The organism is Anaerolineales bacterium (assembly GCA_016928575.1).
In the GTDB taxonomy this organism is placed as follows: Bacteria; Chloroflexota; Anaerolineae; order Anaerolineales; family RBG-16-64-43; genus JAFGKK01.
The window spans coordinates 1-15,882 of record JAFGKK010000072.1 but is presented as its reverse complement, the minus strand read 5'-3'; the positions used below and the strand labels follow the sequence as shown (position 1 = coordinate 15,882).

At 63.3% G+C, this 15,882-nt stretch carries 11 protein-coding genes; 4 read left to right on the top strand and 7 right to left on the bottom strand.

Going from position 1 to position 15,882, the window contains the following annotated elements; all coding sequences use genetic code 11:
* Positions 1 to 5: 5 nt before the first annotated feature.
* The 4 genes from JW929_09870 to guaB all read left to right on the top strand — a co-directional run bounded on the left by JW929_09870 (position 6) and on the right by guaB (position 5,071).
* Positions 6 to 1,178 (top strand): phosphoribosylaminoimidazolecarboxamide formyltransferase, encoded by a 1,173-nt coding sequence (locus JW929_09870; protein ID MBN1439705.1) that lies wholly within the window; start codon positions 6 to 8, stop codon positions 1,176 to 1,178.
* A gap of 95 nt (positions 1,179 to 1,273) precedes the next feature.
* On the top strand, positions 1,274 to 1,873 hold the full coding sequence (purN, locus tag JW929_09865; protein ID MBN1439704.1) for a phosphoribosylglycinamide formyltransferase: 600 nt from the start codon (positions 1,274 to 1,276) through the stop codon (positions 1,871 to 1,873).
* Between the two features lie 90 nt (positions 1,874 to 1,963).
* Complete coding sequence (gene purH / locus JW929_09860; protein ID MBN1439703.1) at positions 1,964 to 3,472, top strand: bifunctional phosphoribosylaminoimidazolecarboxamide formyltransferase/IMP cyclohydrolase; 1,509 nt, start codon at positions 1,964 to 1,966, stop codon at positions 3,470 to 3,472.
* Positions 3,473 to 3,568: 96 nt separating this feature from the next.
* Positions 3,569 to 5,071 carry an IMP dehydrogenase gene (guaB, locus tag JW929_09855; protein MBN1439702.1) on the top strand — a complete coding sequence of 501 codons (1,503 nt, stop codon included), beginning with the start codon at positions 3,569 to 3,571 and terminating at the stop codon, positions 5,069 to 5,071.
* Positions 5,072 to 5,311: 240 nt separating this feature from the next.
* On the opposite strand, the gene JW929_09850 is transcribed toward guaB, so the two are convergent.
* From JW929_09850 to JW929_09820, 7 genes are all read right to left on the bottom strand, one after another.
* Positions 5,312 to 7,966, bottom strand: coding sequence for a diguanylate cyclase (locus JW929_09850; protein MBN1439701.1), 2,655 nt, complete (start codon positions 7,964 to 7,966; stop codon positions 5,312 to 5,314).
* Positions 7,963 to 8,655, bottom strand: coding sequence for a ribulose-phosphate 3-epimerase (rpe, locus tag JW929_09845; protein ID MBN1439700.1), 693 nt, complete (start codon positions 8,653 to 8,655; stop codon positions 7,963 to 7,965). The genes JW929_09850 and rpe overlap by 4 nt, the downstream gene beginning before the upstream one ends.
* 460 nt (positions 8,656 to 9,115) lie before the next feature.
* The gene (locus JW929_09840) at positions 9,116 to 10,231 is read right to left on the bottom strand and encodes a hypothetical protein (GenBank protein ID MBN1439699.1); all 1,116 of its coding nucleotides are present in this window, start codon (positions 10,229 to 10,231) and stop codon (positions 9,116 to 9,118) included.
* A 51-nt stretch (positions 10,232 to 10,282) separates the two neighbouring features.
* Positions 10,283 to 11,263, bottom strand: a complete 981-nt coding sequence (locus JW929_09835; protein MBN1439698.1) for a hypothetical protein — start codon at positions 11,261 to 11,263, stop codon at positions 10,283 to 10,285.
* Between the two features lie 617 nt (positions 11,264 to 11,880).
* Complete coding sequence (locus tag JW929_09830; protein MBN1439697.1) at positions 11,881 to 12,306, bottom strand: hypothetical protein; 426 nt, start codon at positions 12,304 to 12,306, stop codon at positions 11,881 to 11,883.
* 1 nt (position 12,307) lies between these two features.
* Positions 12,308 to 12,721 (bottom strand): pilus assembly protein, encoded by a 414-nt coding sequence (locus tag JW929_09825; GenBank protein MBN1439696.1) that lies wholly within the window; start codon positions 12,719 to 12,721, stop codon positions 12,308 to 12,310.
* A 496-nt stretch (positions 12,722 to 13,217) separates the two neighbouring features.
* Positions 13,218 to 15,632 (bottom strand): glycoside hydrolase family 3 C-terminal domain-containing protein, encoded by a 2,415-nt coding sequence (locus tag JW929_09820; protein MBN1439695.1) that lies wholly within the window; start codon positions 15,630 to 15,632, stop codon positions 13,218 to 13,220.
* Positions 15,633 to 15,882: the final 250 nt, after the last annotated feature.

Here is a 15,882-nt window from a genome sequence, read left to right as displayed (position 1 = left end):
AAACTGTGGCCAAGGAAATCGTCCTGCGCTACGGCGCCAATCCCCATCAAACCCCCGCCCGGGCGTTCGCCGCCAAGGGCGATTTGCCCTTCGAAGTCCTGAACGGCGCGCCCGGCTACATCAACCTGCTCGACGCACTCAACTCCTGGCAATTGGTGGCTGAGCTCAAACAGGCCGCCGGCCTGCCTGCCGCGGCTTCCTTCAAGCACGTCAGCCCGTCCGGGGCGGCGCTCGGCCTGCCGCTTCCGGAGGCGCTGCGCAAAGCTTGCTGGGTCGACGACTTCGAGCTCTCGCCCCTCGCCGCCGCCTACGCCCGCGCCCGCGGGACGGACCGCCTCTCTTCCTTCGGGGATTGGATCGCGCTTTCGGATCCGGTCGACGTCGCCACCGCCCGGCTGATCGGCCGCGAGGTGAGCGACGGAGTCATCGCGCCCGCCTACGATCCCGAGGCGCTCAAGATCCTGTCCGCCAAGAAATCCGGCAAGTACGCCGTCCTGTGTATGGATCCCGCTTTCGTCCCGGATCCGCTCGAGCGCCGCGAGGTTTTCGGCGTCACCCTCGAACAGCGCCGCAACGACCGGGCGGCGACGTCCGCGGATTTCGCCAACATCGTCACCGCAAAGAAGGACCTCCCGGAAAGCGCGGTGCGCGACATGCTGGTTTCGTGGATCGCGCTGAAATTCACGCAGTCGAATTCGGTCTGCTTCGCCGCCGACGGCCAGGTGATCGGCGTCGGCGCGGGCCAGCAGTCGCGCATCCATTGCACCCGCTTGGCGGGGGTCAAAGCCGACCTGTGGCGCTTGCGCCAGCACCCGGCGGTGCTTGCGCTGCCGTTCGCGCCCGGGGTCAAGCGGCCGGACCGCGACAACGCCATCGACCAGTACCTGCGCGGCGACGTCACCCAGGCCGAGAAGACCGGCTGGAAGGATCTCTTCACCGACACCCCCCGCCCGCTGACGGCGGAGGAAAAACGCAAGTGGCTGGACGGGATGCAAGACGTGGTGCTCGGGTCCGACGCCTTCTTCCCGTTCCGCGATTCGATCGACCGGGCCTCGCAGAGCGGCGTGCGGTACGTGCTTCAGCCCGGCGGCTCCAACCGCGACGACGACGTCATCCGGGCCTGCAACGAATACGGGATGACGATGGTGTTTACCGGAATACGGTTATTCCATCATTAGCCTCACCCCCCTTCCCCGGCCCCTCCCCCCTCTCCTGATGTACATCAGGAGAGGGGGGAGGGGCCGGGGAAGGGGGGTGAGGAAAGAGGATTGCCATGCCCGAAAAAGCCCGTCTTGTCGTTCTCATTTCCGGCAGCGGCACCAACCTGCAGGCGATCCTCGACTCCTGCCGCAACGGCGGGCTTGCGGCGCAGGTCGCGGCGGTCGTCTCGAACAAAAGCGGCGCCTACGGCTTGGAGCGCGCGCGGCGGGCCGGAATCCCGGCGCTCGTCAAATCCCGGCCGAAGGAGCAGGACCGCCGCGAGTACGATTCGGAACTCGCGGACCTGGTCGCCGCGCACAAACCGGATTGGGTGATCCTGGCCGGCTGGATGCGGGTGCTGTCCTCCAATTTCGTGAACCGCTTCCCGGGCCGGATCATGAACCTGCACCCCGCCCTGCCGGGCGCTTTCCCCGGAACCCATGCCATCGAGCGCGCCTTCGAGGCCTTCGGACGCGGCCAGATCAAGAATACCGGCGTGATGGTCCACCTGGTTCCCGACGAGGGGGTGGACAGCGGGCCGGTCCTGGCCCGTGAGGAAGTCCCGATCCTGCCGGAGGACACGCTCGAAACGCTCGAAGCCCGGATCCACGCCGTCGAGCACCGCCTGCTGGTGGCGGCCATCCGGGAAGCGATCTCCCATCCTCACCCCTAACCCCAACCCCTTCCCCCTCTCCTGACATAAGTCAGGAGAGGGGGAAGGGGACGCGGGAAGGAGGCGAGAAAGGATCAAGAAAGGGAACTCATGCCGAAAGCGATCCTCTCCGTTCACGACAAAACCGGGCTGGTGGATTTCGCGCGCGGCCTGCGGGCGCTGCAATGGACCCTGATCGCCTCGGGCGGGACGGCCAAGTTGCTGCGCGAAAGCGGTCTTCCCGTCACCGAAGTCGCCGATTACACCGGCTCGCCGGAGATCCTCGGCGGGCGGGTGAAAACGCTCCATCCGGCGATTCACGGCGGACTGCTCGCCCGCGGCACCGAAGTGGACCTCGGGGAACTGAAGCGGCTCGGCTGGGATTACATCGACCTGGTGGCCTGCAACCTCTACCCGTTCCAGCAAACAGTCGCCCGGCCCGGCGTGACGCTCGACGAGGCGATCGAAAACATCGACATCGGCGGGGTGACCCTCATCCGCGCGGCGGCCAAGAACCACCGCCGGGTGATCCTGTGCTGCGACCCGGCCGATTACGACTCCATCCTGGAAGCGTTGCGCGCCGGATCGGCGGACGAGGCGATGCGCCGCCGGCTCGCGGTGAAGGGCTTCGGGCACACCGCGGAATACGACGCGGCGATCAACGCCTACTTGGCGGGGGAGGAAGAGGCGCCGCTGCGGGTCTTCGCCCCGTTCCAGCAGAAGCTGCGCTACGGGGAAAATCCCCACCAGACCGCCGCGCTGTACGCCCACAAATCCGGAACCGGCCCCCTGGGAGGAAAAATCCTCCAGGGCAGGGAGCTTTCCTTCACCAACATGCTGGATCTCGATTGCGCCTGGCGGGCGGCCGTCTCGTACGAGCGTCCGAGCGTGGTGATCGTCAAGCAAGTTTCGCCTTGCGGAATCGCCAGCGCCGATTCGCTCGCCGACGCCTTCCGCGCGGCGCTCGCTTCGGATCCGGTCTCGGCGTACGGAGCCGTGGTCGCGGCCAACCGGCCCGTCGACGGAGCCGCCGTCAAGGCGGCCGGCAGGGTGTTCCTCGAGTGCTTTATCGCGCCGGGATTCTCCGCCGAAGCCCGCGAGCTGCTCGCCAAGCGCAAGAACTGCCGCGTGCTGGAGATGCCGGATACGGTCATCGAGCCGGCCTTCGAAATCCGCTCGGTGACGCGCGGCCTGCTGATGCAGGCCTCGGATTTCGGCGATCCGCCCGGAAATCCGGATTGGAAGACGGTCAGCAAGCGCGCCCCGACCGCCGAAGAGCTCGCCGACCTGCGTTTCGCCTGGAAGGCCTGCCGGTTCGTGCGCTCCAACGCGATCGTCTTCGCCCACGGCGAGGCGACGGTCGGCATCGGCGGCGGCCAGCCGAACCGCGTGGATTGCGTCCGCATCGCCGCCCAGCGCGCGGGGGAAAGAGCCCAGGGGGCGGTGATGGCTTCTGACGCCTTTTTCCCCTTCCCGGATTCGGTCCAGGTGGCCGCGGAGGCCGGCATCACCGCGGCCGTCCATCCCGGCGGATCGGTGCGCGACGGGGAAGCCGCCGCCGCGGCCGACGCGGCCGGGATGGCGATGGTCGTCACCGGCGTGCGGCACTTCCGGCATTAACGTTCCTCGCCCCTCCCCTCAGCCCCCTCCCCTCTCCTGCGGTAGTCGCAGGAGAGGGGAGGGGGAAGGGGTGGGGTGGGGTGAGGCAGGAGGCGCATGAACGAAGAGCTGTTCCAATCCCACGAAGCGCTGACCTTCGACGATCTGCTGATCGTCCCCGGCTACACCTCTGTCCTTCCGGACCAGACCGACGTCCGCGCCCGGCTCACCCGCGGCATCCCGCTCAACATCCCGATCGTCTCGGCCGCGATGGACACCGTGACGGAGGTTCGGATGGGGATCGCCCTGGCCCGCGAAGGCGGCTTGGGAATCATCCACCGCAACCTGCCGATCGAAACCCAGGCCGGCTACGTCGACAAGGTCAAACGCTCGGAATCCGGGATGATCACCGACCCGATCACCCTTCCGCCCGACGCCCCGCTTTCCGAAGCCGAGGAACTGATGGCCGGATACCACATCAGCGGCATCCCGATCACCGAAAAGCGCGGGGGCGGCAAACTGGTGGGAATCCTCACCAACCGCGACATCCGCTTCTTGGAGACGAAGGATTTTCAAAACCCGGTGCGCCATTTCATGACCAGCGATAAGCTGGTGACGGCCCCGGTCGGCACCACCCTCGAACAGGCCAAATCCATCCTGCAGAAGCACCGGATTGAAAAACTCCCGCTCGTGGATTCAGGCGGCGTGCTGAAGGGGTTGATCACCGTCAAGGACATTCAGAAGAAGAAGGACTATCCGAACGCCACCGTCGACTCGCAAGGCAGGCTGCAGGTGGGGGCGGCGGTGGGCGTGGGGGCGGATCTGGAGCTGCGGGTGGGCGCGCTGGTGGACGCCGGGGTGGACCTGGTGGCGATCGACACCGCCCACGGGCACTCCCAAGGCGTGCTGCAGGCCGTCGCCCGGATTAAAAAGAAATGGCCCGCCCTGGCAGTGTCGGCCGGGAACGTCGTCACCGCCGAGGGGACCGAGGCGCTGATCGACGCCGGCGCCGACGCGGTCAAGGTCGGCGTGGGCGCCGGATCGATCTGCACCACCCGCATCATCGCCGGCGCGGGGATGCCGCAGATGTCGGCCATCTACCATTGCGCGCGGGCCGCCCGCCCGCGCGGGATCCCAATCATCGCCGACGGCGGGATCAAGTACAGCGGCGACATCGTCAAGGCGCTGGTGGCCGGCGCGAGCGTCGTGATGCTCGGCGCCCTTCTGGCCGGGCTGGAGGAATCCCCCGGCGAGGTCGTGCTCTACGAGGGCCGGCGCTTCAAGGAGCACCGCGGCATGGGCAGTCTGGGTGCGATGCAGGGATACGGCCGCGACCGCTACGCCACCGCCCAGGGCGAAAGCGGCGTAAGCGGGAAGCTCGTTCCCGAGGGCATCGAGGGGATGGTCGCCTACAAGGGGAAGCTGCCGGACTACATCTACCAGCTGGTCGGCGGACTGCGCTCGGGAATGGGCTACGCCGGCGCGGCCTCGATCGCGGACCTGCAGGACAAAACCCGCTTGGTGAAAATTTCGCACGCCGGCCTGATCGAAAGCCACCCGCACGACGTGATGATCACCAAGGAGGCGCCGAATTACCAGTCGCCGCGCTCGTCGGATTAGGCGTGAAGACCCTTCCACCGCAGAGCCCGTCCCCGGTGGGCGGGCCGGGGTAGCCCGGGCGGTTTACCGGGGCGAAGCGAAACCACCGACGACTATTGCGGTCTCGCCCGCATAGAACGCGGGCTACCCCGGCCTCGCTCCGCGAAGAGGGGCGGGGCTCGACCGGCCTTTTTCAGCATCTTGGCAGGAAGAGTTAAAAAAATCTTGGCGCGCTTCGCGGCTTTGCGGTAAAAAATCTTTTTATCCCTCTTGCTTATCCTCGGAATCGGATTTAACCTTATCCGTTTCTTCTTTAAGCTTGGCTTCCGCCCCGGAGTACGGCCAAGCCATCGGCGCGGGCACCCGGGTGCGGTTGCGGCCGGATTGCTTGGCGTCGTACAGCCAGCGGTCAGCCTCGTCCACCAGGCGGTGGCCGTCGTTGGCGTCGTCGGGGAAGGTCGCCCCGCCGGCCGAGACCGTGATCGCGATCGACCGCTCTTCCACCGTGAAGGGCGGCATCGCGATCGCCTGGCGCAGGCGCTCGCCGACCCCGGCCAGCGAACTGCCGGGGGTGCCGGGCAGAATCACCGCGAACTCCTCGCCGCCGTAGCGCGCCAGAATGTCCACCGCGCGCAGTTCGTCTTTGATCCGCCGCGCCACCATCTGCAGCACCCGGTCGCCGGCCGGATGCCCGTAGGTGTCGTTGACCTGTTTGAAGTGGTCGATGTCGAAGATCAGCAGAGAAACCGGATACCCGATCCGGCGCGCGCGGTCGATCTCCAATTGCAGCTGTTCGTGGAAGTAGCGCCGGTTGTAGGTGCCGGTGACGAAATCGGTGATCGAGGCCTGCTCCACCTCGCCGAAGGTCAGCGCGTTCAGGAGCGCCAACGCCGCGTGGCCGGCCAGGCTCTCCAGGCGGCCGGCGTGATCGGCGGAGTAGTATCCGCGCTCGGCTTTGTCCATCGAGAGGAATCCGAGCAGCTGCTCGCCTGTCACCAGCGGCGCGCCGACCCACGATCCCACGTGCCAAGTCGGGCCGATCGACTGCCAGGTCGAATCGGCCTGGACGTCGGGCACGAAATGCGGATGGCGGGATTGGGCCATGTGGTGGATGCCCGTCAGGCGCTCGATCGGCAGGTCCAGCCGTGAAATCCACTCCGTCAGCCCGAACCGCTCGTAGCCGCGGTGCGAGGCGACTCGCACCCTGTCGCCCTGCAGCAGCATCACGTTGGCGCTGTCGAAGGGGACCACCCGCCCGATCTGCTCGAGCAGGGTTTCCAAAATGGTGCCCGCGCGCAGCGAGCCGGATAGGATCAGCCCGATGTCGCGCAGAGTTTCGGCCAGAATCCTCTGCTGGTGTTCGCTCTCGTACAGCCGCGCGTTGACCAGCGCCAGGGCGGCCTGCTCGGCGGGAACCCGCAGGCGCTGCAGCTCGAGGGCGGAGAATGAGCGGTCGTTCTGGCGGCTGAAGAGGCGCAGCAGGCCGAGCGCCTTGCCCCCCGCCCACAGCGGGATCATCAACACCGCGCCGTAGTGCAGCTTCCGCAGAACGGCGGCCTCGCTCGGATGGGTTTGCGGATCGTCGATCCGCACCAGCATCGGATCGCTGCCCTTCAGCACCTGGGCCGTCACCGGCGAATCCGCCAGCGAATAGCCCGCGCCGAATTCCCGGTCGGCGCGCTCCCCGAAGGCGGAATAAGCCGCCAGGGTCCGCACCTGGCTGTGTTCGGCGTCGACCGAGGAGATCACGCAGGCGTCCATCCGCGCCGTCCACACCAAGAGCACCGCGATCTGCTGCAGCAGTTCCTCCAGGTCGAGGGTCGAGGTGACCACCCGGGCCATGTCGACGATCATCCGCAGGTCGGATTCGCGCTGGCGGCTTTCCTCGAGCAGGCGCAGGCGCTCGATCGTCCCGGCCGCCTGGACCGCGTACAGCGTCAGCCCGTCCATCTCCGCCTGCGAAAAGGTGTGCGGCAGGGAATAACGGACCGAAAGCATGCCGGTCACTTGGTTGCGGATCTTCAGCGGCAGGCCGACCAGGGTGACCACCCCGCTCTCGCGCAGGAATTCCCGCTCCTCAGGCGCCGCCAGCTCGTCCGCGTTCAAAACTTTCGGCGCGCCGCCGGCGAGGATGTCCGCCAACAGGGATTCGGGGTGGGGAAGGCCCTCGTTGAGGATCTCGGCGCCTTGATTGTCGATGCCGTAGCAAAGCGAGACGCCGCCCTCCGGATCGATCAGGTGAACGATCGCCGAATGGGCGGTGGTCGCCATCAGGGCGTACTTGGCGGTGAGCTCCAGCGCCTGGGGGAAGGTGGTGGCGGTGATGATCCGGCTGCCGAACTCGTAGAAGCGCGTGAGCTGTACGTTCGCCGTCTGCGACTGCACGAACAGCCGCGATCCGAACAGCAGCACCGCGATGTGCCCGGCCAAGGATTGCAGCCAGGCCGTCTCCTCGGGCGAAAACCGGCGGGGCCGGGTGTCGTTCAGGTCCAGCACGCCGAGGATCTGCCCGCCCGAGATCAGCGGCAGGCTGACTTGAGATTTCATCCCCAGGCAACGCAACTGCTCCCCCAGGACGGGCTCGTCGGCGCCGTCTTCGACGGCGATCATCCGGCGGGATTGGTAGGCGCGCCCGGTTGTGAGTTCCCCGGAAATCAGGCGGCGACGGCGCTCCTCCGGCCCTTCGAGGACGCCCGCCTCCGACATCAGGTGCAGCACTTCCCCGCCGTCTCCGGTGAGGTAGATCGCCGCCGAGGGCATGCCGCTGAATGTCCGCGCCGCCTCGAGCAGGTCCGGCAACAGGCTTTCGATCACCCGCACGCTGGCGGATTTTTCCACCAGCTTGCCGAGGGAATCCAAGAGTTCGTTCAGGCTTTTGCCGAAGGGGGCGGGAGCGGGCCGGGAACGGGCGGTCATGCTTTTCGGGCGGCGCGGTTGGCCGCCTCGCGCAGGGAGCGGACGGCCTCGCCGATGGGAACACCCGCCCGGAAGACGGATACTCCGGCCACCAGCACGCTGGCCCCGGCTTCCGCCAGGAGCGGCGCCGTCTCCGTGTTGATTCCCCCGTCCACTTCCAGCTCGGCGTCCGATCCGGCGGCGTCCAGCCACTCGCGGATCCGGCGCACCCGCGCCGGACTCTCCGGCAGGAACTTCTGCCCGCCGAACCCGGGTTCGACCGACATCACCAGCACCAGATCCGCGTGGGCCATGGCGGCCTGGATCGAAAGCAGGGGGGTCTTCGGCCGCAGGGTCAGCCCGGGGCGCGCCTTGTGGGTGCGGATCGCCTTGAGCGTGCCGATCACGTCCTTGGAGGCTTCCACCTGGATGGTGATGATGTCGGCGCCCGCCAGGGCGAAGGCGGGGACGAACCGCTCCGGCTCGTCGATCATCAGGTGGACGTCGACGACGGCGCCGGCCGCGTGCACCATCGGCGCCAGCGCTTCCACCACCAGCGGTCCGACGGAGATGTTCGGCACGAACTGGCCGTCCATCACGTCCATGTGGATGAATTCCGCGCCGGCGGCCAGCGCCTGCGAGACCTGATCCCCGAGGTTCAGGAAATCGGCGGCCAGGATCGAAGGGGCAATTTTCACCGTGCGCGGCATGGCCCGGCTCCATCCGTCAGGATTCCGTTCTCCATGAGTGTAATTCTACCCCCTTTGGAAAAAACGCAATTATTGCGGGATTGTTGCCGGCCGGCCCGTCCCATTCCTCCTCCCCCGTTAGCGGTTTTGTTCTTTGGCTAACGGGGGAGGAAAGAGGAGGGGGACGGATATCACGGCTAGATCGCACTTACGCCCCTCATACTTAAGAAACAGGGTTTTGTAAAACGAGTAAAAGGGATTCTCCGGATCGTCGCCCGTCGCTTCACGGGGAACAGTTGCCCGCGCCTGCTCTTGGAAACAAGAGGTGGAGTTTCCGGGGATCCATTCTCCCACCACTCTGGATTCCCGCCAAAAACACGCGCGAATGACGATCAAACGACTGCAAAGCATTGTCTACAAAAAGGGGACTGCCCTTCTTATCAGTTCCAGGAGGAGAGATCGCCGCTCACCTGCATGGATCCTACTCCCCCCCTTCCGGATCCCAACAGCTTCCAGGCTCCTGCGGATTGCACGGTGCCGAGCGGATGATGTAACTTTCGAAGGAATACCGCCTTTCTTGATCCTCGGACGATACGGCGAGGATCTCCTCCGGCACGTCCGGTTCGCGGCCGTTGCCGCGGTCGAAGGTCGCGGATTCCATCCAGAAACTCACTCCGATGTACCATTCCCCTGGCAAATCCAGTGGGATCCCCCTCATTGTGATTTTGTATTCGTTCAGCGCATTGTTGAAAAATGCTTTTTTCTCGAAGACGCAGATTCCCTCTCCGCCGGCGAGGGCAGTCATCCCGGCGTCCATCCCGGTCCGGTTTTGGCCGGCAACGCAATTGCCGTTATTAACCAGCGCGATCGCCGGATATTTCATCATACTCCAGTACGATAAGGGCATCCGCGTGCCGACGAGATAGGATTTAGTGTCGGATTCCAGGACAAGGTAATCCTTATTCTTCTTCAAAAAGTCGGTGACGTCTTCGGGATTCGAAAAACCGGGCCCTTCGACGATGATCATATCTCCCGGCCGGGCAACAATAACAGCCCACTGATCCGGATAGAGGTACCTGAGGACGGGAGTCTTCGAGCCGCCAAAATAAGGGCCTGGTCCAAGAAGGTCTCTTGTTTGAAGTGACAAATCCAACCAGATGTAAAGCGAACTCGGAATAATTGAGCGATAGGTTTTTTCCGGCGGCTGTTGAACGCAAGTCCGCGTGATGTAGGCATAATCGAAGCCCGGCATCGGCTCACCGTCATACGTACAAGCTTCCTCACCTTCATGGTATTCCTCATACGGCTGGCAGACGTCTTCCCATTTCCAATAGGTGGCTGTTAATTGCGCGGTCTGGATCGTCACCGTGATATCGACGCCGGTCAGGCCGGGATCCTGGTAGTAGTCCAGGACGAATGCTGGGCCGTCCTTTGTAGCGGAATAATCCCAGTATCCTTCTAAAAAGGGGTCCGTAATTTTTATTTCGGGTTTTTTACAATAATCAATCCCTTGAGCCTTCGCCACCTCTTCCTCAACTAACAAGTGGCAGCAAACTCCAATCAAAATACTCAAAGTTGCTGTTATGATTTTTCTCATAGCCTACTCCTCCTATACGAGCGCAATAAAGTGATATAATCGCAACACAATCTATATATAGCGTTTTTCAAAGCAAATGCCTTCATACTGAAGTTCAAAAAACATTTCCACATGGTCAACTTTTTCCAAATCCTCTTTGGTAAATTCCATGAGTCGGTACCACTGAAAGGGGACATCGCCTCCCGGCGCCTGTCCAAGCATATGAACCAAGTGATCATATGGAGCTTCATACGGGAGAAATGATCTAATATCATGATATAACACATTGAGCACATCGCCGTTTTTATCATACAATATTAAAAACCCCATAACCATTCCTCTATCCGTCCCTTTTTTCTTCGGCGCCGGCACAGAAATGTCATATTCAAAATATATAACCCCGCCGTCGATTCTGTATTCCAGGTTTTCCACACTTGGATGATAATAATCCGGCATTTCCGGCGCCGGGGAGTAGGTACTGGTGTATGTGTATGTCATCCCCAAAGGTCCGTCATATTCGTCTAATTCTTCCCGTACCGCGGCAAATCCATCCAATTTCTCCAGAAGCAAACGCCTAAAGAAGATAACACCTTCTTCATGGGGATATAGAACACAGTTTGATTGTGGGCCCGATTGCCCAAAAATCCCCGGCATCACTCCGAGAGGACCCACCGTGTCATGCCAAAATATATCCCCGAATGTCTGGTAATCCTCAAAATAGAAAGTAAACGCGATTTCCCGCGCCGGCAATAGCATGGGCGTGCTTGTGTTATTCCGTATCTTTCCGAGAAAAAATATCCCTCCGGTCAGGGTATACCGGTTGTCGAGCAGCCGCGCGTTGACGATCTCCAGATCCGGCACCTGGGTTGCGGTCGGGGAGATGGTCGGGGTCAGCGTCCGGGTGGGGGTCCACGTCAAATGGGTAGTGCGCGTTGGCGCGAGCGTTCCGCCGCTTGCGAGAACCGTCACCCCGCCGGTGCCCGCCGACCCTTCGCAGGCTGCAAGCGCAACCGTTAAGAGCAAGGTCCAAATTTCCAGCTTTACAGATTTCATGATTATTCCCTCTCTCAGGAAAGAAAACATTCTTGGCTTGTTGAGGAACACCGTCCGACTTTTGTGTTTTTTTTCATCGTTGCGACAACTGCCTTTGCGAGTAGAAGATCGTCATGCCCGCGTGATCTCAGCGGGCATCCAGGAATTATTCCGGCCTGGCCCCCTTGCTATTCTTGCCACAAATGACACAAAGGACATAATGATATCCCAATTCTTTTCCGTTCTTTGTACTTCTTGTGCCCCAATTATTTTATTCCCTACGAGGATATTTCTCCGACTCCCCGCCTGCCTTGCCACTAGAAGAACAGAAAATATATATTTTTGTATCTTCTCAGCCTGCTTCATGGATAGGAAGAAGCGCAGAAATACGCGCTCCGATATTACCCCCTCATCCCATCCTTCTCCCAGCCCATCTCTCGAGATGGATGGCTTTGAATAAGTACATTCTTTTTTTTCCGCGGTTGTGGGGCTGGGAGAAGGTGCCCGAAGGGCGGATGAGGGATAGGCTGAGCAGATATATATTTTTTCATTTTGTGCTCTTTGTGCCTTTTATGGCCAAGAGGTTTTTTCTCTGCCCGGACATTCAAGCACGGATTCCGCGCTCGCGCAAACCCGCCTTACCAGTTCCTCGCCGTAGCGAAATCCGCCTTCGCCGCCGCCTCCGATTTCAGGTGGAACACCGAGACGACCGGAATGATCCCGTGGAACTCCAACTTCCCCGTGCACAGCGCCACCACCCGCCCGTCCTTCTCCATCGGCACGATCTCCAGCGTCGCCCCCCGCGGAGCCGAGGGCAGGAACACCTGGTAGGCGTTCCCCGCGGCGGATCCGGAAAGGCGCGTCTCCCCGGTGTCTATGAAATGCGCCGCATCGAGCGACCTCACGTACGCCAGGCAACCCGCCTGGGTCGCCCCCCGCAGCCGCACGTTCGCCAGGTACGCCCGGCTCGCATCGACCGTCAGCGCCATCAGCGGCAGGCCGACCAGGACCAGGAACGCGGCGTACAGCGCCAGCGTCGCGCCTCTCTCCCTTCGCATCCGCATCTCAGTATCCCTCCTTCCGGTACATCGCCGCAACCGTCCCCTGGAAGTTCAGCGGGCACGAGCCGTCGAAGTAGCGGCACAGCCCGGATAGGACCGACGGATAGCTCCAGTTGCCCGTCACCAGCACCACCCCGTCCGGCCGCTCGCTGACCAGCACCGAGTAGGCGAAGCTGCCGCCCGCGCCGGATTGCCCCCAGGCCTTCTCCACCGCCGCCTTGGCCCACTGCTCGGGCTGTTCGCGGGTGACCGCCCCGATCCGCGCCCCGTAGTTCACCGCGCCGGCCGCCGCGATGGCGGTGTAGGAGGCGAGCGCGATGTTGATCGTGAACATCAGCACCAGCAGAACCACCGGCATCGAAATCGCCGCCTCAGCCATGTTGCTCGCAGCCCCGTCCGTCAGCATGCCTTTTCTCATGTCATCCTCCCTTCAGCGCCGGAATTATTCCCGCCGCCGCTTGCGGAATTTAATGCAAAACCGCCGGCGGAGAATCCCATTCTCTCCGAGCGGCGGCGGATCTGCGAAAAAACGGACAACCGGATTGCCGTTACGAGTGAGTGAGTGAGTGAGTGAGTGAGTTTCAAAGAGGCCCCCTGGGTGCGGGCATTATAAACGAAAAGCGTGAAGTGAGTTCTGAAACGGCCCGGTCAACTGCGGCCACATTGTACCATCCCATCCCTCCGCTCCCGCCCCCTCCTCCCTGCCTTCTATCAGTGGAAAAACGCGGAGCGGAGGAGAGAGACCATCCCATCCTGCCTCCCCCTGCCCCCTCCTCCCTTCCCGCGATACGGGAAGGGAGGAGGGGAAAATATTCTTACAAGAAAAATATCCTTCTGGGGGGAGGTAGGATGGGATGGCATTACCCCTCCCCGCCCTTGCTGGTCCCGGGGCAACATGCTCCGGCCGGATCTACCTATGCAGGCCCGTACACCTCGAACTCCCACAGCGAGTAGCCGTACGGCGTCCCCCGCGCGGTGCCGTAGATGCGGATATAACGCCCGCGGCCGGAGACCGCCAGATCATCGACCCCGCCGTATCCCAAGTCGGTGGAATAGACCGTCGTCCAGGCGGCGCCGTCATCGGAAACCTGGATCTGGAACGCGGAGGCGTAGGCCGCCTCCCAATGGAGTACTACCCGGCCGATTTCGTGCACGTCGCCCAGATCCACCTGGATCCACTGCGGATCGGCGTAGGCGCTCGACCAGCGCGTGCCGGTATCGCCGTCCACGGCGTATTCCGGCGCTACCGGATCGGGGAGCGCCGGATCCTGCTGGATGGACGAAGCCCGGACCGGTTTGCGGAGAGCCAGGTTGGATCCGGCCGCCTTGGCTCCATCGGCGGCGGAGCAGGCGGCCGACCCCAACAAGCCGCCGTCGGATCGGAGGCCGTAGCCGTACGGGTAAACGGCGCCTTCGCAGGCGGCCTTCCCAAAGCGCGGCGCGTCGTTCGGAGTCTTCGGCCACGTATATGGCGTGGTGCCCGTGAAATCCTTTTCGCCCAGGAGGACGTCCGCCAAGCCCGTGCCGGCCTCGGTTCCGGGCAGCCAGGCGGCGATGACCGCGTCGGCCTGATTGCCGATGCCGCCGAGCAGCACCGGCCTGCCCGAATAAATCACCACGATCAGGCGCCGGACCAGCGGCTTCATTCTCGGGATAAGGGCCAGCTCATCGGTGGGAAGCCGGAGATCGGCGGAATCGCCGACCCCCTCGGCGTAAGGCGGCTCCGCAACCACGACGATGCCGATGTCGGCGCGGGTGCCTCCGGAGAAGCCGGCGTCCGGGCTGTAGGAAAGGCTTCCGCCGAGCTGATCCTCCAAAGCTTCCATAAGCGTGGTGCCAGCGGTCACATTTCCGGGCTGGCCCTGCCAAGTCAGGGTCCAACCGCCGGAGGCCAAGCCGATATCGTCGGCGCCCCGGCCCGCGAGCAGGACGGTCTCGCCCGATTTCGCGATCGGCAGCACGCCCGGGCCGGTCTTGAGCAGGACGGCCGATTCGGCCGCCGCCCGGCGGGCCACGGCGCGGTTGGCGTCCCACCCGACGCTCTCCCACTTTCCCGAAGGCGGCATCGGATTCTCGAACAGGCCCATCTCGAACTTAACCCGCAGGATCCTTCTTACGGCATCGTCGATCCGAGGTTGCGGAACTTCGCCGCCCAGGACAAGGCTCCGGAGGTCGGACTGGAATCCCCGCCAATCGTCCGACATCATCACCATGTCGATCCCGGCGTTGATCGACTGCTTGAGCGCCGACCGGTAGTCTGAGTCAACCTGGTCGATCCCGTCGAAGTCGGAAACGATAAAGCCGGTGAATCCGAGCCGGGTCTTGAGGACGTCGGTCAGCCAGTGCCGGTTGCCGTGCATCTTGCCCCCGGACTGCGTGCTCGAATAGGAGACCATGATGATCCGGGCGCCGCCGCGCACGGCCTGCTCGTAGGGCGGCAGGAAGAGCTCCTCGATCTCTTCGTCGTCGAGCATGACCACGCCTTGGTCGAGCAGGAACGGCCGATAGATATTTTGGGTCGAACTGCCGTAGGCCGTGCCGCCGTCGCCCAAAAAGTGCTTCGGGGTTCCCGCGACGGTGTTGGGATCGGTCAGTTCGACGCCCTGCAATCCCGTGAGGCAAGCCGCGCCGAGTTGGCCGACCAGTCCGGTATCTTCTCCGTAGCCCTCGTAGGTCCGGCCCCAGCGCACGTCTTGCGGGACGGCGACGACCGGGGCGAAGGTCCAACGCAGGCCCGCGGCGTTCATCTCGGCCGCGGTCACTTGGCACACCTGCCGGATCAGTTCCGGGTTGCGCGTGGCGCCCAGGCCGACGTTGTGCGGGAAGATCGTCGTCCCGGTCATGTGCGCATTGCCGTGCATGGCGTCGATCCCGAACAGGAGCGGAATGCCCAGGCGGGTCGAGAGTGCCGCCCGCTGATAGGCTTCCACCATCGCGTACCAGTTCTCGGCGGTGTTGGCTCCGGCCGGATTGCCGTCGCCGCCGGCCAAGGCGCCGCCGAGCAGCGCTTCTTTCGCCACTTGCGGGTCACGAAGCCGCCAACCCTGCGACGGATCCTGGTTCGCAAGCTGGGTCATCTGGCCGATCTTTTCTTCCAGGGTCATCTGCGCGAGGAGCTCCGTCACTCGCTGTTCGACGAACGGATCAAGGGAAGCCGAAGAGGTTTCCGCCGCTCCCTGCCGGGCCGTTGCGCCGGGAGCGGCCGTTGCTGTCGGCGGAATGGCCGTCATGGTCGAGAAAGGGGTTGAGGCGCCCCCTATGCAAGCCCATGCCACAAGTAAAAATAAACCCAACCAACCCAGCTTGGATAGGAATTTATGTTTCCTCATGCTTCCTCCCAGTAAAATTCCCACATATGGATATTGGTACCTGCTCAGGCTGTCTAATCCCATGGAAAAAAACTCAAAAAAGAGTATCGATGTTCTTGTTTTTTTTATCCCGGCGCGGCTCCCCCGCGCCCGCCCTCGCGCCCGCCCTCGGCATGCTCTATGCCGGGGGAAGCGGGGGAAGCGGGGTTCGAAGCCGGGATCCAGTGATTTTTGATAATTCAATGGATGCCGGCTAAAATCACCCCCGGCG